19 protein-coding genes and 2 pseudogenes are annotated in these 20,685 nt (G+C 52.6%); 11 read left to right on the top strand and 10 right to left on the bottom strand.

What is annotated here, in order from left to right; all coding sequences use genetic code 11:
- Positions 1-18 precede the first annotated feature (18 nt).
- From cusF to pheP, 4 genes are all read left to right on the top strand, one after another.
- Entirely contained in the window at positions 19-351 is a 333-nt protein-coding gene (gene cusF, locus QUF14_RS03140) for a Cu(+)/Ag(+) efflux RND transporter periplasmic metallochaperone CusF (RefSeq protein ID WP_000709862.1), read from the top strand.
- Positions 352-366: 15 nt separating this feature from the next.
- Positions 367-1,590: a Cu(+)/Ag(+) efflux RND transporter periplasmic adaptor subunit CusB gene (gene cusB, locus QUF14_RS03145; protein ID WP_000717100.1), complete on the top strand. Its 1,224-nt coding sequence runs from the start codon at positions 367-369 to the stop codon at positions 1,588-1,590.
- Between the two features lie 11 nt (positions 1,591-1,601).
- Entirely contained in the window at positions 1,602-4,745 is a 3,144-nt protein-coding gene (gene cusA / locus QUF14_RS03150; protein WP_000573913.1) for a Cu(+)/Ag(+) efflux RND transporter permease subunit CusA, read from the top strand.
- 101 nt (positions 4,746-4,846) lie between these two features.
- The gene (pheP, locus tag QUF14_RS03155; RefSeq protein ID WP_024211934.1) at positions 4,847-6,229 is read left to right on the top strand and encodes a phenylalanine transporter; all 1,383 of its coding nucleotides are present in this window, start codon (positions 4,847-4,849) and stop codon (positions 6,227-6,229) included.
- A gap of 155 nt (positions 6,230-6,384) precedes the next feature.
- Here the strand turns inward: pheP and ybdG are convergent, their stop codons facing one another.
- The 5 genes from ybdG to QUF14_RS03180 form a co-directional block, all read right to left on the bottom strand.
- Positions 6,385-7,632, bottom strand: a complete 1,248-nt coding sequence (gene ybdG, locus QUF14_RS03160; protein WP_001153126.1) for a mechanosensitive ion channel YbdG — start codon at positions 7,630-7,632, stop codon at positions 6,385-6,387.
- Between the two features lie 107 nt (positions 7,633-7,739).
- A complete protein-coding gene (gene nfsB, locus QUF14_RS03165) occupies positions 7,740-8,393 on the bottom strand; it encodes an oxygen-insensitive NAD(P)H nitroreductase (RefSeq protein ID WP_000351458.1) in 654 nt (217 codons plus the stop codon).
- 94 nt (positions 8,394-8,487) lie between these two features.
- Complete coding sequence (locus QUF14_RS03170) at positions 8,488-8,856, bottom strand: MmcQ/YjbR family DNA-binding protein (protein ID WP_000360965.1); 369 nt, start codon at positions 8,854-8,856, stop codon at positions 8,488-8,490.
- 64 nt (positions 8,857-8,920) lie between these two features.
- Positions 8,921-9,169 (bottom strand): DUF1158 domain-containing protein, encoded by a 249-nt coding sequence (locus tag QUF14_RS03175; protein ID WP_000682514.1) that lies wholly within the window; start codon positions 9,167-9,169, stop codon positions 8,921-8,923.
- A 65-nt stretch (positions 9,170-9,234) separates the two neighbouring features.
- Positions 9,235-10,353 (bottom strand): YbdK family carboxylate-amine ligase, encoded by a 1,119-nt coding sequence (locus QUF14_RS03180; protein WP_001122259.1) that lies wholly within the window; start codon positions 10,351-10,353, stop codon positions 9,235-9,237.
- 58 nt (positions 10,354-10,411) lie between these two features.
- Here QUF14_RS03180 and QUF14_RS03185 point away from each other — a divergent pair, with 58 nt between their 5' ends.
- Positions 10,412-10,540 (top strand): hypothetical protein, encoded by a 129-nt coding sequence (locus tag QUF14_RS03185; protein WP_001225242.1) that lies wholly within the window; start codon positions 10,412-10,414, stop codon positions 10,538-10,540.
- Positions 10,541-10,605: 65 nt separating this feature from the next.
- Here QUF14_RS03185 and QUF14_RS28860 read toward each other — a convergent pair.
- A pseudogene (locus tag QUF14_RS28860) lies at positions 10,606-10,835 on the bottom strand (hypothetical protein).
- On the opposite strand from QUF14_RS28860, the gene hokE (QUF14_RS03190) reads away from it, so the two are divergent.
- Both hokE (QUF14_RS03190) and hokE (QUF14_RS03195) read left to right on the top strand, forming a co-directional pair.
- The gene (gene hokE, locus QUF14_RS03190; RefSeq protein WP_001354838.1) at positions 10,804-10,956 is read left to right on the top strand and encodes a type I toxin-antitoxin system toxin HokE; all 153 of its coding nucleotides are present in this window, start codon (positions 10,804-10,806) and stop codon (positions 10,954-10,956) included. The pseudogene QUF14_RS28860 and the gene hokE (QUF14_RS03190) overlap by 32 nt on opposite strands.
- Positions 10,957-11,306: 350 nt before the next feature.
- Positions 11,307-11,459 (top strand): type I toxin-antitoxin system toxin HokE, encoded by a 153-nt coding sequence (gene hokE / locus QUF14_RS03195; protein ID WP_000956464.1) that lies wholly within the window; start codon positions 11,307-11,309, stop codon positions 11,457-11,459.
- On the opposite strand, the gene QUF14_RS03200 is transcribed toward hokE (QUF14_RS03195), so the two are convergent.
- A complete protein-coding gene (locus QUF14_RS03200) occupies positions 11,425-11,577 on the bottom strand; it encodes a hypothetical protein (protein ID WP_286333341.1) in 153 nt (50 codons plus the stop codon). The two genes, hokE (QUF14_RS03195) and QUF14_RS03200, sit on opposite strands and share 35 nt — an antisense overlap.
- Positions 11,567-11,840 (bottom strand): annotated as a pseudogene (locus QUF14_RS28865) (hypothetical protein). Before QUF14_RS28865 ends, QUF14_RS03200 begins: the two are co-directional and overlap by 11 nt.
- Here QUF14_RS28865 and hokE (QUF14_RS03205) point away from each other — a divergent pair.
- A complete protein-coding gene (gene hokE / locus QUF14_RS03205) occupies positions 11,809-11,961 on the top strand; it encodes a type I toxin-antitoxin system toxin HokE (protein ID WP_000956467.1) in 153 nt (50 codons plus the stop codon). The pseudogene QUF14_RS28865 and the gene hokE (QUF14_RS03205) overlap by 32 nt on opposite strands.
- Positions 11,962-12,082: 121 nt before the next feature.
- Here hokE (QUF14_RS03205) and entD read toward each other — a convergent pair whose 3' ends face one another.
- On the bottom strand, positions 12,083-12,703 hold the full coding sequence (entD, locus tag QUF14_RS03210) for an enterobactin synthase subunit EntD (RefSeq protein ID WP_077630135.1): 621 nt from the start codon (positions 12,701-12,703) through the stop codon (positions 12,083-12,085).
- Positions 12,704-12,877: 174 nt separating this feature from the next.
- Entirely contained in the window at positions 12,878-15,118 is a 2,241-nt protein-coding gene (fepA, locus tag QUF14_RS03220; protein ID WP_001034927.1) for a siderophore enterobactin receptor FepA, read from the bottom strand.
- Between the two features lie 242 nt (positions 15,119-15,360).
- Here fepA and fes point away from each other — a divergent pair, with 242 nt between their 5' ends.
- From fes to entF, 3 genes are read left to right on the top strand one after another with little or no spacing between them, the layout of a single operon-like run.
- On the top strand, positions 15,361-16,563 hold the full coding sequence (gene fes / locus QUF14_RS03225) for an enterochelin esterase (protein WP_000125793.1): 1,203 nt from the start codon (positions 15,361-15,363) through the stop codon (positions 16,561-16,563).
- A 2-nt stretch (positions 16,564-16,565) separates the two neighbouring features.
- On the top strand, positions 16,566-16,784 hold the full coding sequence (locus QUF14_RS03230) for an MbtH family protein (RefSeq protein ID WP_100733577.1): 219 nt from the start codon (positions 16,566-16,568) through the stop codon (positions 16,782-16,784).
- Positions 16,781-20,662 carry an enterobactin non-ribosomal peptide synthetase EntF gene (entF, locus tag QUF14_RS03235; protein ID WP_100733576.1) on the top strand — a complete coding sequence of 1,294 codons (3,882 nt, stop codon included), beginning with the start codon at positions 16,781-16,783 and terminating at the stop codon, positions 20,660-20,662. The genes QUF14_RS03230 and entF overlap by 4 nt, the downstream gene beginning before the upstream one ends.
- Positions 20,663-20,685 lie beyond the last annotated feature (23 nt).

The following is a 20,685-nucleotide window of genomic DNA, read 5'->3' on the forward strand; positions in this document are numbered from 1 at the left end:
AACTCCAGGAGAGAATAAATGAAAAAAGCACTGCAAGTCGCAATGTTCAGTCTGTTTACCGTTATTGGCTTTAATGCCCAGGCTAACGAACATCATCATGAAACCATGAACGAAGCACAACCGCAGGTCATTAGTGCCACCGGTGTGGTAAAAAGTATTGATCTGGAAAGCAAAAAAATCACTATCCATCACGATCCGATTGCCGCAGTGAACTGGCCGGAGATGACCATGCGCTTTACCATCACCCCGCAGACGAAGATGGGCGAAATAAAAACCGGCGACAAAGTGGCGTTTAATTTTGTCCAGCAGGGCAACCTTTCTTTATTACAGGATATTAAAGTCAGCCAGTAACCCAGGTTTAATGAAATGAAAAAAATCGCGCTTATTATCGGCAGCATGATCGCGGGCGGTATTATTTCTGCGGCAGGTTTTACCTGGTTTGCAAAGGCTGAGCCGCCCGCAGAAAAAACGCCGACCGCAGAACGTAAAATCTTATTCTGGTACGACCCAATGTATCCCAATACGCGGTTCGATAAACCAGGTAAATCGCCGTTTATGGATATGGATCTGGTGCCGAAATATGCCGATGAAGAGAGTTCTGCGTCTGGTGTGCGCATTGACCCGACCCAGACGCAAAATCTGGGGGTGAAAACGGCGACCGTCACGCGCGGGCCGCTGACTTTTGCCCAGAGTTTCCCAGCGAATGTGAGTTACAACGAGTATCAGTTTGCCATTGTGCAGGCCCGCGCCGCCGGGTTTATCGACAAGGTGTATCCGCTCACCGTGGGCGATAAAGTGCAAAAGGGCACACCGCTTCTCGACCTGACCATTCCCGACTGGGTGGAAGCGCAGAGTGAGTATTTACTGCTGCGCGAAACCGGCGGTACGGCGACCCAGACTGAAGGCATTCTTGAACGCCTGCGGCTGGCGGGAATGCCGGAGGCGGATATTCGCCGCCTGATCGCCACGCAAAAAATCCAGACTCGCTTTACGCTCAAAGCCCCTATTGATGGCGTGATCACTGCGTTTGATCTGCGCGCGGGAATGAATATCGCCAAAGATAACGTGGTCGCGAAAATTCAGGGTATGGACCCGGTGTGGGTCACTGCAGCTATCCCGGAGTCCATCGCCTGGCTGGTGAAAGATGCCTCGCAGTTTACGCTCACCGTTCCGGCGCGACCGGATAAAACGCTCAGCATCCGCAAATGGACGCTGTTACCCGGCGTGGATGCCGCGACCCGCACGCTGCAGCTGCGTCTGGAAGTCGACAACGCCGACGAAGCGCTAAAACCGGGAATGAATGCCTGGTTGCAACTCAACACCGCCAGCGAACCGATGCTGCTCATTCCGTCACAGGCGCTGATTGATACTGGTAACGAACAGCGGGTGATTACCGTTGATGCCGACGGGCGCTTTGTACCGAAACGCGTTGCTGTTTTCCAGGCGTCGCAAGGCGTCACCGCATTACGCTCTGGTCTGGCGGAAGGTGAAAAGGTGGTTTCCAGCGGCCTGTTCCTGATTGATTCTGAAGCCAATATTTCTGGCGCACTGGAGCGAATGCGCTCTGAAAGTGCTACCCATGCGCATTGAGGGAATAACCAATGATTGAATGGATTATTCGTCGCTCGGTGGCGAACCGTTTTCTGGTGCTGATGGGCGCGTTGTTTCTGAGTATCTGGGGCACCTGGACTATCATTAACACGCCAGTGGATGCGCTGCCGGATCTCTCCGATGTGCAGGTGATTATTAAAACCAGCTATCCCGGTCAGGCACCGCAAATCGTTGAAAATCAGGTGACTTATCCGCTAACCACCACCATGTTGTCAGTACCTGGCGCGAAGACTGTGCGCGGTTTCTCGCAGTTTGGCGACTCTTATGTGTATGTCATTTTCGAAGATGGCACCGATCCGTACTGGGCGCGCTCGCGGGTGCTGGAGTACCTCAACCAGGTACAGGGTAAGCTGCCTGCGGGAGTCAGCGCCGAGCTGGGACCAGATGCCACGGGGGTTGGCTGGATCTATGAATATGCACTGGTGGATCGCAGCGGTAAGCACGATCTGGCCGATTTACGCTCATTGCAGGACTGGTTTCTCAAATATGAGTTAAAAACCATCCCTGACGTTGCGGAAGTGGCGTCGGTAGGTGGTGTGGTGAAAGAGTATCAGGTGGTTATCGATCCCCAGCGCCTGGCGCAATATGGCATCAGTCTCGCCGAAGTAAAAAGCGCGCTGGATGCTTCAAACCAGGAAGCGGGCGGTTCGTCGTTCGAACTGGCGGAAGCGGAATATATGGTACGCGCCAGCGGCTATCTGCAAACGCTCGACGACTTTAATCACATCGTTTTAAAAGCCAGCGAAAATGGCGTGCCCGTTTATCTGCGTGATGTTGCGAAGGTCCAGATTGGCCCGGAGATGCGCCGGGGCATTGCCGAACTCAATGGCGAAGGAGAAGTGGCAGGTGGGGTGGTGATCCTGCGTTCCGGCAAAAACGCCCGTGAAGTGATCGCCGCCGTGAAGGACAAACTGGAAACGCTGAAAAGCAGTCTGCCGGAAGGCGTGGAGATAGTTACAACATACGATCGCAGCCAGCTTATTGACCGCGCCATCGACAACCTCAGCGGCAAGCTGCTGGAAGAATTTATTGTGGTGGCGGTAGTCTGCGCGCTGTTTCTCTGGCATGTGCGCTCGGCGCTGGTGGCGATTATTTCGTTGCCGCTGGGGTTGTGTATTGCTTTTATTGTCATGCACTTCCAGGGACTGAATGCCAATATTATGTCGCTGGGCGGTATTGCGATTGCCGTCGGGGCGATGGTCGATGCCGCTATCGTCATGATCGAGAATGCGCATAAACGGCTGGAAGAGTGGCAGCACCAGCATCCTGACGCCACGCTGGATAATAAAACGCGCTGGCAGGTGATCACCGATGCATCTGTTGAAGTGGGGCCAGCGCTGTTTATCAGTCTGCTGATTATCACGCTGTCGTTTATCCCGATCTTCACCCTGGAAGGGCAGGAAGGGCGTCTGTTTGGCCCGCTGGCGTTCACCAAAACGTATGCGATGGCGGGCGCGGCGCTGCTGGCGATCGTAGTGATCCCGATCCTGATGGGCTACTGGATCCGTGGCAAAATTCCACCAGAAAGCAGTAATCCGCTCAATCGCTTTTTGATTCGTGTTTATCATCCGCTGTTGCTGAAAGTACTGCACTGGCCGAAAACCACGCTGTTGGTGGCGGCGCTTTCGGTACTGACGGTTCTCTGGCCGCTCAATAAAGTTGGCGGAGAATTTTTACCGCAGATCAATGAAGGCGACTTGTTGTATATGCCATCGACGCTGCCGGGGATTTCCGCAGCGGAGGCGGCGAGTATGCTGCAAAAAACCGACAAGCTGATTATGAGCGTACCTGAAGTGGCGCGGGTATTTGGCAAAACCGGGAAAGCGGAAACCGCCACCGACTCCGCACCGCTGGAGATGGTAGAAACGACCATCCAGCTTAAGCCACAGGATCAGTGGCGGCCAGGCATGACGATGGACAAAATCATTGAGGAACTGGATAACACCGTGCGTCTGCCGGGGCTGGCAAATCTGTGGGTGCCGCCAATTCGTAACCGTATCGATATGCTCTCAACCGGCATTAAAAGCCCCATCGGCATTAAAGTTTCCGGCACTGTGCTGGCGGATATCGACGCGATGGCGGAGCAAATTGAAGAAGTGGCGCGAACGGTGCCAGGCGTGGCTTCTGCCCTTGCCGAGCGTCTGGAAGGTGGGCGCTATATCAACGTTGAGATCAACCGTGAAAAAGCCGCCCGTTACGGTATGACGGTGGCGGATGTGCAGTTGTTTGTGACTTCAGCAGTGGGTGGGGCGATGGTTGGTGAAACGGTGGAAGGGATTGCCCGTTATCCAATTAATCTGCGTTATCCGCAAAGCTGGCGCGATAGCCCACAGGCGCTGCGCCAGCTACCGATCCTGACGCCGATGAAGCAGCAAATCACCCTGGCGGATGTGGCCGACGTTAAAGTCTCTACCGGACCGTCGATGCTGAAAACCGAGAATGCGCGCCCGACAAGTTGGATTTATATCGATGCCCGCGATCGTGACATGGTGTCGGTGGTTCACGATTTGCAAAAAGCGATTGCCGAGAAAGTGCAGTTAAAACCGGGCACCAGCGTGGCATTCTCCGGGCAGTTCGAGTTGCTGGAGCGTGCCAACCACAAGCTGAAACTCATGGTGCCGATGACGTTGATGATCATCTTCGTGCTGTTGTATCTGGCGTTCCGTCGCGTGGGTGAAGCGTTACTGATTATCAGCAGCGTACCGTTTGCGCTGGTGGGTGGCATCTGGTTGCTGTGGTGGATGGACTTTCATCTTTCCGTGGCAACGGGCACTGGCTTTATCGCCCTCGCGGGAGTCGCCGCCGAATTTGGCGTGGTGATGCTGATGTATTTACGTCACGCCATAGAGGCAGATCCATCCCTGGATAATCCGCAAACATTCAGCGAGCAGAAGCTGGATGAGGCGTTGTATCACGGCGCAGTGCTGCGTGTGCGCCCGAAAGCGATGACGGTGGCGGTGATTATCGCGGGTCTGCTGCCGATTTTGTGGGGAACGGGGGCAGGTTCAGAGGTGATGAGCCGGATTGCCGCGCCGATGATTGGCGGCATGATCACCGCACCTTTGCTGTCGCTGTTTATTATCCCGGCGGCGTATAAGCTGATGTGGCTGCACCGACATCGGGTACGGAAATAAAAGCAAGATACCCGGTTTAACCGTGTGGATTGTGTCTTGCGACGATGGGCACTAAATGTTAAAAGGTGCCCCTCAACAAAAAAGACACACAGGGGAAAGGCGTGAAAAACGCGTCAACCGTATCGGAAGATACTGCGTCGAATAAAGAGCCGACGCTTCATCGCGGATTACATAACCGTCATATTCAACTGATTGCGCTGGGTGGCGCTATTGGTACTGGTCTGTTTCTTGGCATTGGCCCGGCGATTCAGATGGCAGGTCCGGCTGTATTGTTGGGCTACGGCGTCGCCGGGATCATTGCTTTCCTGATCATGCGCCAGCTTGGCGAGATGGTGGTTGAGGAGCCGGTATCCGGTTCGTTTGCCCACTTTGCCTATAAATACTGGGGACCGTTTGCGGGCTTCCTCTCAGGCTGGAACTACTGGGTGATGTTCGTACTGGTGGGGATGGCTGAACTCACCGCTGCGGGCATCTATATGCAGTACTGGTTCCCGGATGTTCCCACCTGGATCTGGGCTGCCGCCTTCTTTATTATCATCAACGCCGTTAACCTGGTGAACGTGCGCTTATATGGCGAAACTGAGTTCTGGTTTGCGCTGATTAAAGTGCTGGCAATTATCGGCATGATTGGCTTTGGCCTTTGGCTGCTGTTTTCTGGTCACGGCGGTGAGAAAGCCAGTATCGACAACCTCTGGCGCTACGGTGGTTTCTTTGCCACTGGCTGGAATGGGCTGATTTTGTCGCTGGCGGTGATTATGTTCTCCTTCGGCGGGCTGGAACTGATTGGGATTACTGCGGCTGAAGCGCGCGATCCGGAAAAAAGCATTCCAAAAGCGGTAAATCAGGTGGTGTATCGCATTCTGCTGTTTTATATCGGTTCGCTGGTAGTATTACTGGCACTCTACCCGTGGGTGGAAGTGAAATCTAACAGTAGCCCGTTTGTGATGATTTTTCATAATCTTGACAGCAATGTGGTGGCTTCTGCGCTGAACTTCGTAATTCTGGTAGCATCATTATCGGTATACAACAGTGGGGTTTACTCCAACAGCCGGATGCTGTTTGGTCTTTCTGTGCAGGGTAATGCGCCGAAGTTTTTGACTCGCGTCAGCCGTCGCGGCGTGCCGATTAACTCGCTGATGCTTTCTGGGGCTATCACTTCGCTGGTGGTGTTGATTAACTATCTGCTGCCGCAAAAAGCGTTTGGTCTGCTGATGGCGCTGGTGGTGGCAACGTTGCTGTTGAACTGGATTATGATCTGTCTGGCGCATCTGCGTTTTCGCGCGGCGATGCGACGTCAGGGGCGTGAAACACAGTTTAAAGCGCTGCTTTATCCGTTCGGCAACTATCTCTGCATTGCCTTCCTCGGCATGATTTTGCTGCTGATGTGCACGATGGATGATATGCGCTTGTCGGCAATTTTGCTGCCGGTGTGGATTGTATTCCTGTTTGTGGCGTTTAAAACATTGCGTAGAAAAGCGAATTAAGCTGATGTGAGGCTGATTTGCCCGATGCGCAAGCTTATCGGGCCTACAATTTGTAACGATTCTGTAAGTCGGATAAGGTGTTCACGCTACATCCGACAAAACGATGTCGACCATCCTAAACCGCTCTCATCCATTCGATGAGAGCGGTTTTTTAATTACTGCTTAAATGCACCTGCCAGGGAGCGAATATCATTGCCGGTTGGTGACTGATGAAGCCGCAGACCAAACTCTTCGACAATCGCAAATATGTGGTCGAATATATCAGCCTGAATACTTTCATATTCCAGCCACACCACGGTGTTGGTAAACGCATAGATCTCGAGCGGTAAACCGTTATCGCCAGGAGCCAGTTGGCGTACCATTAAGGTCATATCTTTACGAATCCGCGGATGGTTACGTAGATATTCGTTCAGATAGGCGCGAAAGGTTCCAATATTGGTCATTCGACGCAGGTTTAATACCGACTCCGTAGAACCTTGCTGGCGATTCCACTCATTAATTTCCTGATGGCGGCTGGTTAAATAAGGTTTTAACAAATGCGCTTTATTCAGACGTTGCATTTCGTCTTCATCAAGAAAATGAATACTGGTGACATCAATGCTGATACTGCGTTTAATACGTCGCCCGCCGGATGCTGACATCCCGCTCCAGTTTTTAAAGGAGTCAGAAACCAGAGACCAGGTAGGAATAGTGGTAATGGTATTGTCCCAGTTACGCACTTTGACGGTGGTTAACCCAATATCGATCACCGCGCCATCCGCGCCGTATTTCGGCATCTCCAGCCAGTCGCCCAGTTTCAGCATATCGTTCGCGGAAAGCTGAATACCTGCCACCAGACCAAGAATCGGATCTTTAAATACCAACATCAGCACGGCAGCCATTGCACCAAGACCGCTGATCAGAATCGCTGGCGATTGACCAATCAGCAGCGAGATCATCAAAATGCCGACCAGAATCGCGCCGATCAGTTTAATCCCCTGAAATATCCCTTTCAGCGGTAACTGAGACGCCGCCGGGAATTTCTGCGCCAGATTCAAAATAACATCCAGCAACGAGAAGACTGAAAGCAGTGCATACATCATGATCCACAACTGCGCGCAGGTGGTCAGAATATCAGCCGCTTCGGTGCCTTTTTGCAGCCAGAATACCGCCTGAATATTGACGATAATCCCCTGCAAGGTGAAAGCTAAACGGTGGAAGAGTTTATTCTGGGTAATGATTTGCAACCATAGCCGTGAACTGGCGATGGCACGTTTTTCGAAGGTCCGTAGTACTACCCAGTGCAAAATAATATGCACTACAACGGCAGTCAGAAAAATAATACCGAAAATCATCACCATCGAGGTGGTGTGATCAAACTCAATACCCGCTAAATCTTCAACCTGGGATATTAAATCCTGCATAACGTCTCCTTTATACAACAGTAGCCTATGATGACGGCTGAAACAGGGTTATGCAAATCAGGATAATCTGAGGGGAAATAGCCGGGCGGATGCCCGGCAAAGGAGAATTACACTTCAGTTATGGTGATGTTTTGCGGCAGACGGGATTTCGGCAGTGTAGCGTTGAAATCTTCGACGCTGTGATGACCTACCGGAACAACCACCAGGCTGGTGTAGCCTTTCTCTTTCAGACCAAATTCTTCATCGAGGATTGCTGCGTCAAAACCTTCGATTGGCACCGCGTCCAGACCCAGCGCCGCAACGCCCAGCAGGAAGTTACCGACATTGAGGTAAACCTGTTTTGCCATCCACTCAGCATCATCATGCAGATCTTTACGGTGCATATCGGCGAAGAATTTGCGACCTTTATCGTTCGCGGCTTTCGCTTCCGGCGTGGCAAAGCGGCCATCGGCATCTTCCTGGTCAACAACCTGTTTCAGCCAGGTATCGTCCATCGCGGTTTTCGCGCAGAACACCACGACGTGCGAGGCATCAAGCATTTTGCGCTCGTTGAACACGTAATTATCGGCGGCGGATTTGGCAACACGCGCTTTGCCTTCTTCCGTGCTGGCAACAATAAAATGCCACGGCTGGGAGTTGGTGCTGGATGGGCTGTATTGCAGAAGAGTTTTGATCTGCTCGGCCTGTTCTGGGGTAAGTTTTTTGCTGGCATCAAATGCCTTAGTGGAATGACGCTTTAAGGCGACAGAAATGATATCCATAAAGACTCCATGTGTATGTAATTTTGCGTGCCAGCAGATTACAAGGTTCAACGAGAAATGGTAAGCGAGAAAAATGCGCTATAGATTTTCGCTTTTACTCTGGGCGCACTCTTTTTTGATCGCGTTTAGATAAGCCATCAACCACTAAATTCCATGAATCATCGATAAGATCGCGCAGTAACGCTTCGGAGATCTCATCGCCTGGATACACTGAAATCCAGTGCTTCTTATTCATGTGATACCCTGGCTTAATGCTCGGGTATATCTGCTGATTTAACAGGGATTTTTGTGGATCGGACTTCAAATTGATAAAGGGGACGCCGCGCAGCTCCGACGACAGCATAAAAATCTTGCCGCCAACTTTAAAGACATCGAACTCCGGGCCAAAAGGCCAGCAAAGCTCGACAAAGGGTAACTCAAGGGCCAGGCGTTTCGCCGTTTCGTGCAGTGATTGCTTATCCATAAACGTTCCTTTAGGCGAAGGAGAATAAGCAAAGTATGCCGTGAAGTACGGCGATAATCGACGTTTAATCCGCCAGCGAGAACCAGCGTCGCCAGATAAAGCGCAGAACAAAATACTCAATTGCGCCCAGCACTAAAAACCACAGGCAAAACAATAAAGTGTAAAGCTGGCTAAGATCCATCAGATGGAACGTGCTCACCAGTTTTTGTGCCAGCGTCAGCCCCAGTGCGGGGGCGGGCAGCAGCAGGCAAGAGAGGAAAGCCATCAGCAAAATGCCTGCTGCGGTGGTTAAGGTTTCTAAAGGGTGTTTCATAACATTGTTAAATGTAAGTTAAAACACCATTGTCAGGGATATTCTTCTGTAAGGCAATTCCCGACTTATTCTCCGGCCCAAATCTCACAATGCTTTTTCACCAGTCCAATCAGCGAGCCGCCATCGGCGACGAAATCACGCATCAGCTGCGATTCATTCAGACCGCTGACGACCTGGCGATGCAGGGCCTCAATCGCGCTCGATGCACCAATTTTATCTGCGGAAGGGGCGATTTTTTCCAGCAATCGCAAGGTGTCTTCCGTTAGTGGCCGACGATCGCCAGTGTGCGGATCGGTAATGGCACCTTCCAGCCCATAACGGCAGGCCTGGAAGCGGTTGAATTTATACAGCAGGTAATCTTTCTCCTGATGTTTGAACGGGCGTTCCGTCAGTAACCAGTGGGCGGTGGCCTGAATCAATCCCGCCATATTTACCGCGTGGCTAAGGGTTAATGGGGTATCCATCACCCGAACTTCCACCGTGCCAAAATGGGGGCTGGGGCGAATATCCCAGTGCAGATCTTTAATGCTGTCGATCATCGTGGTGTAACTCAGACAACGAAACAGGGCTTCAAATTGTTGCCAGTTACTGACCCACGGCATTGGGCCATTGTCGGGAAAGGCGGAAAAAATATTCGGTCTTGAGGAAGCAAAGCGTGTATCCGTTCCCTGCATATACGGCGATGCGGCAGAAAGGGCGATAAAGTGCGGCACAAACCGCGACAAGCCGTGCAGCAAATAAATGGCGTCATCGCCACTGGCGCAGCCAACATGGACATGCTGACCAAAAACGGTCGCCTGCTGAATGAGATAACCAAAGTTTTCCAGCGTTCGTTGATAGCGTTCGTTATCGCATACCTCCTGACGCTGCCATTTCTGAAACGGGTGCGTGCCCCCGCCGCAAATTTCCAGATGATGGTCTGCGGCTGCTCGCAAGATGACTTTCTGCATCGCTGAAAATTGCCCGGCAGCCTGGTTGATATCACGACAAACATCCGTCGCCAGCTCCAGCATGCTTTCGGTGATATCGTGCTTTACTTCCCCGGCAGTGATCTGATTTTTAACCGCGTCAATCAGCGTTGAAGAGTCCTGGCTTAAGTCATAGCCCGGCGGATTAACCACCTGCATTTCCAGTTCAATACCGAGGGTAAAAGGTTCAGAGACTTGAAAATCGGGTATTGGCATAGGTTTCTCTTATGTTGGCGTTTTCATTTGAGTATAGAAGTGGGAGCGGCCGGGAGAGATGCGGAAGTTCTGGAATGTTTCTTTTTTTGGTGATGGTGAACTGATTGCTACTGAAGCAATTTGGCTACTTTTGCAATGTGCCAAGTTATGGCAGAGCTGGCTGGCGGCGGAGAATTTTGACGATTGAGGGGCGAAGGAAAAATTGGTTTAGTTTCGGTTGATCTGATGCGTAGTGAGAAGTCCGAAATAAGACTAACTGTATAAATAAACAGCTATTTTGTTGAGGAAGGGTAAGATAACGGCGGGTGCCTGAAGCTTTCCGGTTTCAGGTTTACTCTGAGGTCTGGAAAGATGAAGCCCCAGGAGATATTTCTATCAACCCTGGGGCTGCCACTCCAAACCCAAACAATTTGGATGGTAGTCCCTTCTTCGCATGGAGGCAATATAAACATGCTGACGAAATATGCCCTTGTGGCAGTCATAGTGCTGTGTTTGACGGTGCTGGGATTTACGGTTCTGGTCGGAGACTCGCTGTGTGAGTTTACGGTGAAGGAACGTAATATTGAGTTTAAGGCTGTTCTCGCTTACGAACCGAAGAAGTAGCCGTTGTGCGGGGAGTAATCCCCGCATATCCGGTTGTCAGGTCAGGATGGTAAGGCACCTGCTTTACACTTTCGCCCGCGGTCAGTGATGGCTGCGGGCGATGTCGTTTTAAGAGCAATGATCAGTTTTGCCAACAGAAGTCCGAAACAGGACTCACTGTATAAATAAACAGCCATTTTGCTAAGGAAGGGTAAGATAACGGCGGGTGCCTGAAGCTTTCCGGTTTCAGGTTTACTCTGAGGTCTGGAAAGATGAAGCCCCAGGAGATATTTCTATCAACCCTGGGGCTGCCACTCCGAACCTCAACAACTCGGATGGTAGTCCCTTCTTCGCATGGAGGCAATATAAACATGCTGACGAAATATGCCCTTGTGGCGGTCATAGTGCTGTGTTTGACAGTGCTGGGATTTACGCTTCTGGTCGGCGACTCGCTGTGTGAGTTCACCGTAAAGGAACATAATATTGAGTTCAGGGCTGTTCTCGCTTACGAACCGAAGAAGTAGCCGTTGTGCGGGGAGTAATCCCCGCATATCCGGTTGTCAGTTCAGGGTGGTAAGGCACCTGCTTTACACTTTCGCCCGCGGTCAGCAATGGCTGCGGGCGATTTCGTTTAATTGGCATGGGCGATAATACCAATGAAAAGTCCGGAACAGGATTTACTGTATAAATAAACAGCCATTTTGCTAAGGAAGGGTAAGATAACGGCGGGTGCCTGAAGCTTTCCGGTTTCAGGTTAACTCTGAGGTCTGGAAAGATGAAGCCCCAGGAGATATTTCTATCAACCCTGGGGCCGCCACTCCAAACCAGACAATTTGGATGGTAGTCCCTTCTTCGCATGGAGGCAATATAAACATGCTGACGAAATATGCCCTTGTGGCGGTCATAGTGCTGTGTTTGACAGTGCTGGGATTTACGCTTCTGGTCGGCGACTCGCTGTGTGAGTTCACCGTAAAGGAACGTAATATTGAGTTCAGGGCTGTTCTCGCTTACGAACCGAAGAAGTAGCCGTTGTGCGGGGAGTAATCCCCGCATATCCGGTTGTCAGTTCAGGGTGGTAAGGCACCTGCTTTACACTTTCGCCCGCAGTCAGTGATGGCTGCGGGCGAATCGTACCAGATGTTGTCAATTAATCGTGTTGGCACAGAGTTATGACTATTTTTTCTTTTATCTGCCAGTGCACAGCAAACATCTCATTCTCACGATGAATGATGATCCGCTGTTTATTCCAGCTAATTATCTGATAATCCAGAAAACCTTGAGCGGCCTGTATCTTGCTTGCCTTAAATGCGCTCTCTTTGGCGGAAAATGCCAGTGTCAGCGCCAGAGAAAAGGTTAAACCGCATTCTGCGAGTCGCTCGTGTTCTGCTGGTGTAATAATGTTGTCTGTCAATTCTCTTGCGGTTTGTACAGAGAAAATCTCTTCGATATCAATGCCAATCGGTTGACGAGATACCACGGCTAATGCCGTAGTCCCGCAGTGGCTAATACTGCCGTATACCTCCGCAGGCCACACAGGTTGGCGGAGCTCGCCGATTGCGGGCACACATTTATAGCCATATTCCCGCAAGGCGTAAACAGCAGCGATCCGTCCGGCTAAATGCTCTGTTTTACGTTTACGTCCAGCGTGTTGCAGTTGTGCGTAGTGTGGCAGCCAGAGTAAATCCTGCTCGCGAAAACTCACCGGATCGAACTCAACAAAATGCAGCGTATGTCCGGCAAAGGGGAGGGAGGTATGCGTAGTTTTCATGTCGACCATATTAGAGACTGATGACAAACGCAAAACTGCCTGATGCGCTACGCTTATCAGGCCTACACTATCCTGCAATATATTGAATTGGCAAGATTTTTGTAGGCCGGATAAGGCGTTCACGCCGCATCCGGCATGAACGACGCGCACTTTGTCAACAATCTGACGTTCGCATCAGAAGTGCGTATTAATGCTCATATACCATGTACGTCCCGGCTCGTTATAGGTATACGCCCCGGCACCGGCGATATAGTTGGCTCCTGCCAGATCGCCCGTGGTCTGGGCATTACCCGCACGCCACAAACGCTTGTCGAACAGGTTGTCCACGCCGCCGGTCAGACTGACATTCTTCGTCACATCCCAGGTCGCGCTCAGGCCCACAATGCTGTACGGACTGATTTCTTTGGTTTCCGGTCCAACCGCTGGCTGACCTTTATAGTTGTACTTCTTCGGCTGCTGCTTGCCGTACCAGGTGAAGGTCGTTTGCATCGACAAATCTTCCCGTGCCTGCCAGCTCAGCGTTGAGTTCAACGTATACTCCGGGATGATCGACAAACGGTCGCCCGTGGTTTTGTTTTCACTCTTCAGCATATAAGTGATGTTGTTGGTCCACATCACCGTTTCGCTAACCGGTACGTTTAACGATCCTTCCAGACCTTCAACCACCGCTTTCGGCACGTTATCCCACTGATAGAGATCGGTGCCGACTGCGTTTTGCCCTACAGCCACATAGCCCGCTTCAATCTTATTGCGATAATCGTTACGGAACCAGGTGACACCCGCCAGCCAGCCGTCGCGTTTGAACTCCAGACCAATCTCTTTGTTGATGCTGGTTTCTGCTTTCAGGTCATCATTACCTTGCAAATAGCAGCCGCCCGCGCTGGCATAGCAGCCCTGACCTTTACTGTAGAGAATGTAGTTCGGGTTAGTCTGGTACAGGCTCGGCGCTTTATAAGCACGGGCGATGCCCATTTTCAGCGTGAAGTCATCGCCTAAACCTTGCGATATATTCAGCGCCGGACTCCAGTTATTGCCAACAATGCTGTGATGATCGAAACGCAGCCCCGGCGTTACGATGGTGCTGTCAGTCAGCTCCATGTTGTTTTCGGCAAATAGCGAGAAAATTTCTGCCTTTGAATATGGGCTACGGTCAGTGGCACTTACACCATCAATAGCACCGCCGGTATTCGTTCCGGTCAGCGCCTGGGTGTTGGAACTTAAGTCCTTCATCCGCTGCTGATTCCACTCGGTCCCCAGCGTCAGCGTCTGGTTAACGAGGAAATCAATCGGCAGGTTAACTTCGCTGTGCAACATCACGTCATCAAGATCGATATCGACGAAATCTTGTGTCGCTTTTTCGTTAAATTTCCCTTCGGTGCCGCCCGCCAGGCCTTCCGGAATACGCGAGTTACGGGTGTGTTCGTACTGCACCCAATTGCTGGTGGTCACGCCGTTATCCCAGCCACCGTTCCAGGTCAGCGAGTAGTTCTGGCGATACAGGCGGTTGGTTTCATCGCCATATTTAGAGCGAGTGTAAGCGTCAGAGTTGGTGTTCTGGGTGTCACCCGCATACAGGTTACCCTGGCGGCTGTAGCCCGCTTCAAGTTCGAGTGATTGCATAGGGGCGAAGTCCCAACGCACCACGCCATTGATATCTTTGTTGATCACCCCTTCGCGCCCGGCTGGTAACGTCGTGGCATACGTTCCAGCACGCGCTGACTGATGGCCCTGGTTAATATCCCACGCATCAGCCTGAGTTTTGTCGAGGTTGCCATATAAACGGAAGCTGAATTCGTCGCCCAGCGGACCGGTCAAGCTGAAATTGGTGCGTTTGGTGGCACCTTCCTCTTTATGCTCTGGCGCATTGAAATAAGCATCCCAGGAGCCGTGCCACTCGCCGCTGCCTTTTTTGGTAATGATGTTAACCACGCCGCCCGCCGCGCCGTTGCCATAACGCGCAGCTGCCGGACCACGCAGAACTTCAATACGTTCAATCATTTCAGGCGGCACCCAGGAGGTATCACCACGGGTATCACGCTCGCCACGCCAGCCCTGACGCACCGAGTTACGGCTGCTGACAGGCTTACCGTCAATCAAAATCAGCGTGTTTTCCGGACCCATGCCGCGAATATCAATCTGGCGGTTATTACCACGCTGACCACTGGTGGAGTTACCGGTCAGGTTAACGCCAGGCATGGTACGAATGATCTCCGATACATCGCGGGCAACCGGGTTTTTGCGGATTTCATCTGCGGTGATGGTCGAAACGCCAGGCGCCTGCAAGTTCTGCTCGGCGGCGGTAACGACAATAGTATCGTCATGTGAAACAGGAGTATCGGTTGGCTCTTGTGCCTGTGCTACCCCATAAATCCCCAGATTGACCAACAAGGCCAGGGAATGAATCTTCTTGTTCATTGTTTTATTCCTGCATTTTTGCCACGAATTGCAACTGTCGGGCGTAGTCGTCATCAATACGACGTATCCCGCTACCGCGAAAACCTTTGATCCTGAAAGACACGCAGTGCAGTTGGTTAATTAATGTCCGCGCTTCCCACGGCGCGCCATTACGCTATTGCAAATGCAAATAGTTATCAATAATATTATCAATATATTTCTGCAATCAATGAAAAATTGCACAGTAAACATGGGGTTATGGTGTGACAGCGTTAAAAGTAGGAAGTGAGAGCTGGTGGCAGTCGAAACATGGCCCGGAATGTCAGCGTCTGAATGACGAAATGTATCAGGTCACTTTCTGGTGGCGTGATCCACAAGGTGCTGAAGACCACTCGACGATAAAGCGCGTATGGGTCTATATCACTGGCGTGACCGATCACCATCAGAACAGCCAACCCCAGTCGATGCAGCGAATTGCAGGGACCGATGTCTGGCAGTGGACGACACAACTCAATGCCAACTGGCGCGGCAGCTACTGTTTTATTCCTACCGAACGTGATGACATTTTTTCTGCACCATCACCTGATCGCCTCGAATTGCGCGAAGGCTGGCGAAAACTATTACCCCAGGCGATAGCCGATCCGCTAAATCCACAAAGCTGGAAAGGCGGGCGAGGGCACGCTGTTTCTGCACTCGAAATGCCGCAAGCGCCCCTGCAACCAGGATGGGATTGTCCGCAAGCGCCAGAAACGCCTGCCAAAGAAATTATCTGGAAAAGTGAACGGTTGAAAAATTCACGCCGTGTATGGATTTTTACCACCGGCGATGCAACAGCAGAAGAACGTCCGCTGGCAGTTTTACTTGATGGCGAATTTTGGGCGCAGAGTATGCCCGTCTGGCCTGCGCTGACTTCGTTGACCCATCGTCAGCAACTTCCTCCCGCCGTGTACGTGTTGATCGACGCTATCGACACCACGCACCGCGCCCACGAACTGCCGTGTAATGCGGATTTCTGGCTGGCAGTACAGCAAGAGTTATTACCCCAGGTGAAAGCTATCGCCCCCTTTAGCGATTGCGCCGATCGCACCGTGGTCGCAGGGCAGAGTTTTGGTGGACTTTCCGCGCTGTATGCCGGACTGCACTGGCCTGAACGCTTTGGCTGTGTATTAAGCCAGTCGGGATCGTACTGGTGGCCGCATCGGGGCGGGCAGCAAGAGGGCGTGTTACTTGAACAGCTCAAAGCTGGTGAAGTTAGCGCCGAAGGTCTGCGCATTGTGCTGGAAGCAGGTATTCGCGAGCCGATGATTATGCGGGCCAATCAGGCGCTGTATGCGCAATTAGCCCCCCTAAAAGAATCCATTTTCTGGCGTCAGGTTGACGGCGGACATGATGCGCTTTGTTGGCGCGGTGGCTTGATGCAGGGGCTAATCGACCTCTGGCAACCACTTTTCCATGACAGGAGTTGAATATGGCATTCAGTAATCCCTTCGATGATCCGCAGGGCGTGTTTTACATTTTACGCAATGCGCAGGGGCAATTCAGTCTGTGGCCGCAACAGTGCGCCTTACCGGCAGGCTGGGATGTTGTGTGTCAGCCGCAGTCACAGGCGTCCTGCCAGCAGTGGCAGGACGCCCACTGGCGTACTCTGACACCGGCGAATTTCATCCAGCAGCAGGAGGCGCAATGAGCCAGCATTTACCTTTAGTTGCCGCACAGCCCGGCATCTGGATGGCAGAAAAACTGTCGGATTTACCCTCCGCCTGGAGCGTGGCGCATTACGTTGAGTTAACCGGAGATGTTGATGCGCCATTACTGGCTCGCGCGGTGGTTGCCGGATTAGCGCAAGCAGATACGCTGCGGATGCGTTTTACGGAAGATAACGGCGAAGTCTGGCAATGGGTCGATGATGCGCTGACGTTCGAACTGCCAGAAATTATCGACCTGCGAACCAACATTGATCCGCACGGTACTGCGCAGGCATTAATGCAGGCGGATTTGCAACAAGATCTGCGCGTCGATAGCGGTAAACCTCTGGTTTTTCATCAACTGATACAGGTGGCAGATAACCGCTGGTACTGGTATCAGCGTTACCACCATTTGCTGGTCGATGGCTTCAGTTTCCCGGTCATTACCCGCCAGATCGCCAACATTTACTGTGCATGGATGCGTGGCGAACCAACACCGGCTTCGCCGTTTACGCCTTTCGCTGATGTCGTGGAAGAGTACCAGCAGTACCGCGAAAGCGAAGCCTGGCAGCGTGATGCGGCATTCTGGGCGGAGCAACGTCGTCAACTACCACCGCCCGCGTCACTTTCTCCAGCCCCTTTACCGGGGCGCAGCGCCTCGGCAGATATTTTGCGTCTGAAACTGGAATTTAACGGCGGGGAATTCCGCCAGTTGGCTACGCAACTTTCAGGTGTGCAGCGTACCGATATAGCCCTTGCGCTGGCGGCTTTGTGGCTGGGGCGATTGTGCAACCACATGGACTATGCCGCCGGATTTATCTTTATGCGTCGACTGGGCTCAGCGGCGCTGACGGCTACCGGACCCGTGCTCAACGTGTTGCCGTTGGGTATTCACATTGAGGCACAAGAAACATTGCCGCAACTGGCAGCCCGACTAGCGGCACAACTGAAAAAAATGCGTCGTCATCAACGTTACGATGCCGAACAAATTGTCCGTGACAGCGGGCGCGCGGCGGGAGAGGAACCGCTGTTCGGTCCGGTGCTCAATATTAAAGTATTTGATTATCAGTTAGATATTCCGGGGGTACAGGCGCAAACCCATACCCTGGCAACCGGTCCGGTTAATGACCTTGAACTGGCCCTTTTCCCGGATGAAAACGGTGATTTGAGTATTGAGATCCTCGCCAATAAACAGCGTTACGATGAGCCAACGTTAATCAAGCATGCTGAACGGCTGAAAATGCTGACGGCGCAGTTTGCCGCGGATCCGGCGCGGTTGTGCGGCGATGTCGATATTCTGCTGCCAGAAGAGTATGCACAGCTGGCGCAGATCAACGCCACTCAGGTTGAGATTCCAGAAACCACACTGAGCGCGCTGGTGGCAGAACAGGCGGCAAAAACGCCGGATGCTCCGGCACTGGCAGATGTGCGTTACCAGTTCAGTTATCGGGAAATGCGCGAGCAGGTGGTGGCGCTGGCGAATCTGCTGCGTGAGCGCGGCGTTAAACCTGGCGACAGCGTAGCGGTGGCACTACCGCGCTCGGTCTTTTTGACTATGGCGCTACATGCGATAGTTGAAGCAGGTGCGGCCTGGCTACCGCTGGATACGGGCTATCCGGACGATCGCCTGAAAATGATGCTGGAAGATGCGCGTCCGTCGCTGTTAATCACCACCGATGATCAACTGCCGCGCTTTAGTGATATCCCCAATTTAACCAGTCTTTGCTATAACGCCCCGCTTACACCGCAGGGCAGTGCGCCGCTGCAACTTTCACAACCGCACCACACGGCTTATATCATCTTTACCTCCGGTTCCACCGGCAGGCCGAAAGGGGTGATGGTCGGGCAGACGGCTATCGTTAACCGCCTGTTATGGATGCAAAACCACTACCCGCTCACAGGCGAAGATGTTGTTGCCCAAAAAACGCCGTGCAGTTTTGATGTCTCGGTGTGGGAGTTTTTCTGGCCGTTTATTGCCGGGGCGAAACTGGTGATGGCTGAACCGGAAGCGCACCGCGATCCGCTCGCTATGCAGCAATTCTTTGCTGAATATGGCGTAACGACCACGCATTTTGTACCGTCGATGCTGGCGGCGTTTGTTGCTTCGTTGACGCCGGAAACCGCTCGCCAGAGTTGCGCGACGTTGAAACAGGTTTTCTGTAGCGGAGAAGCCTTACCAGCCGATTTATGTCGCGAATGGCAGCAGTTAACCGGCGCGCCGTTACATAATCTTTATGGCCCGACGGAAGCAGCGGTGGATGTGAGCTGGTATCCAGCCTTTGGTGCTGAACTTGCAGCGGTACGCGGCAGCAGTGTGCCGATTGGCTACCCGGTGTGGAACACGGGCCTGCGCATTCTCGATGCGATGATGCATCCGGTGCCGCCGGGTGTGGCAGGCGATCTCTATCTGACCGGTATTCAACTGGCGCAGGGGTATCTTGGACGACCCGATCTGACAGCCAGCCGCTTTATTGCCGATCCTTTCGCGCCAGGTGAACGGATGTACCGTACCGGAGATGTTGCCCGCTGGCTGGATAACGGCGCGGTGGAGTATCTCGGGCGTAGTGATGATCAGCTAAAAATTCGTGGTCAGCGGATTGAACTGGGCGAAATCGATCGTGTGATGCAGGCGCTGCCGGATGTCGAGCAAGCAGTTACCCACGCTTGTGTGATTAATCAGGCGGCAGCCACCGGGGGGGATGCGCGTCAACTGGTGGGCTATTTTGTATCGCAATCGGGCCTGCCGCTGGATACCAGCGCATTGCAGGCGCAGCTTCGCGAAAAATTGCCTCCGCATATGGTGCCCGTGGTTCTACTGCAACTGCCACAGTTACCACTTAGCGCCAACGGTAAGCTGGATCGCAAAGCCTTACCGTTGCCGGAACTGAAGGCACAAGTGCCGGGGCGTGCGCCGAAAGTGGGCAGTGAAACGATTATCGCCGCGGCATTCTCGTCGTTGCTGGGTTGTGACGTGCAGGATGCTGACGCTGATTTCTTCGCGCTTGGCGGTCATTCGCTACTGGCAATGAAACTGGCAGCACAACTTAGTCGACAGTTTGCCCGTCAGGTGACGCCGGGGCAGGTGATGGTCGCGTCAACCGTCGCCAAACTGGCAACGGTTATTGATGGTGAAGAAGACAGCACCCAGCGCATGGGATTTGAAACCATCCTGCCGTTGCGTGAAGGTAATGGCCCGACGCTGTTTTGTTTCCATCCAGCATCTGGTTTTGCCTGGCAGTTTAGCGTGCTCTCGCGTTATCTCGATCCTCAATGGTCGATTATTGGCATCCAGTCTCCGCGCCCTCATGGCCCCATGCAGACCGCGGCAAACCTGGATGAAGTCTGCGAAGCGCATCTGGCAACGTTACTTGAACAACAACCGCACGGCCCTTATTACCTGCTGGGGTATTCGCTGGGCGGTACGCTGGCGCAGGGGATTGCGGCACGGCTGCGTGCCCGTGGCGAACAGGTGGCATTTCTTGGCTTGCTGGATACCTGGCCGCCAGAAACGCAAAACTGGCAGGAAAAAGAGGCTAATGGTCTGGACCCGGAAGTGCTGGCGGAGATTAACCGCGAGCGCGAGGCCTTCCTGGCGGCACAGCAGGGAAGTACTTCAACGGAGTTGTTTACCACCATTGAAGGCAACTACGCTGATGCTGTGCGCCTGCTGACAACTGCTCATAGCGTACCGTTTGACGGTAAAGCGACGCTGTTTGTTGCTGAACGCACGCTTCAGGAAGGTATGAGTCCCGAACGCGCCTGGTCGCCGTGGATTGCGGAGCTGGATATCTATCGTCAGGATTGTGCGCATGTGGATATTATCTCTCCAGGGGCGTTTGAAAAAATTGGGCCGATTATTCGCGCTACGCTAAACAGGTAAATTAATATTATCCATAAACCCAT

This window comes from Escherichia sp. HH091_1A (assembly GCF_030295175.1).
Classification (GTDB): domain Bacteria; phylum Pseudomonadota; class Gammaproteobacteria; order Enterobacterales; family Enterobacteriaceae; genus Escherichia; species Escherichia coli_F.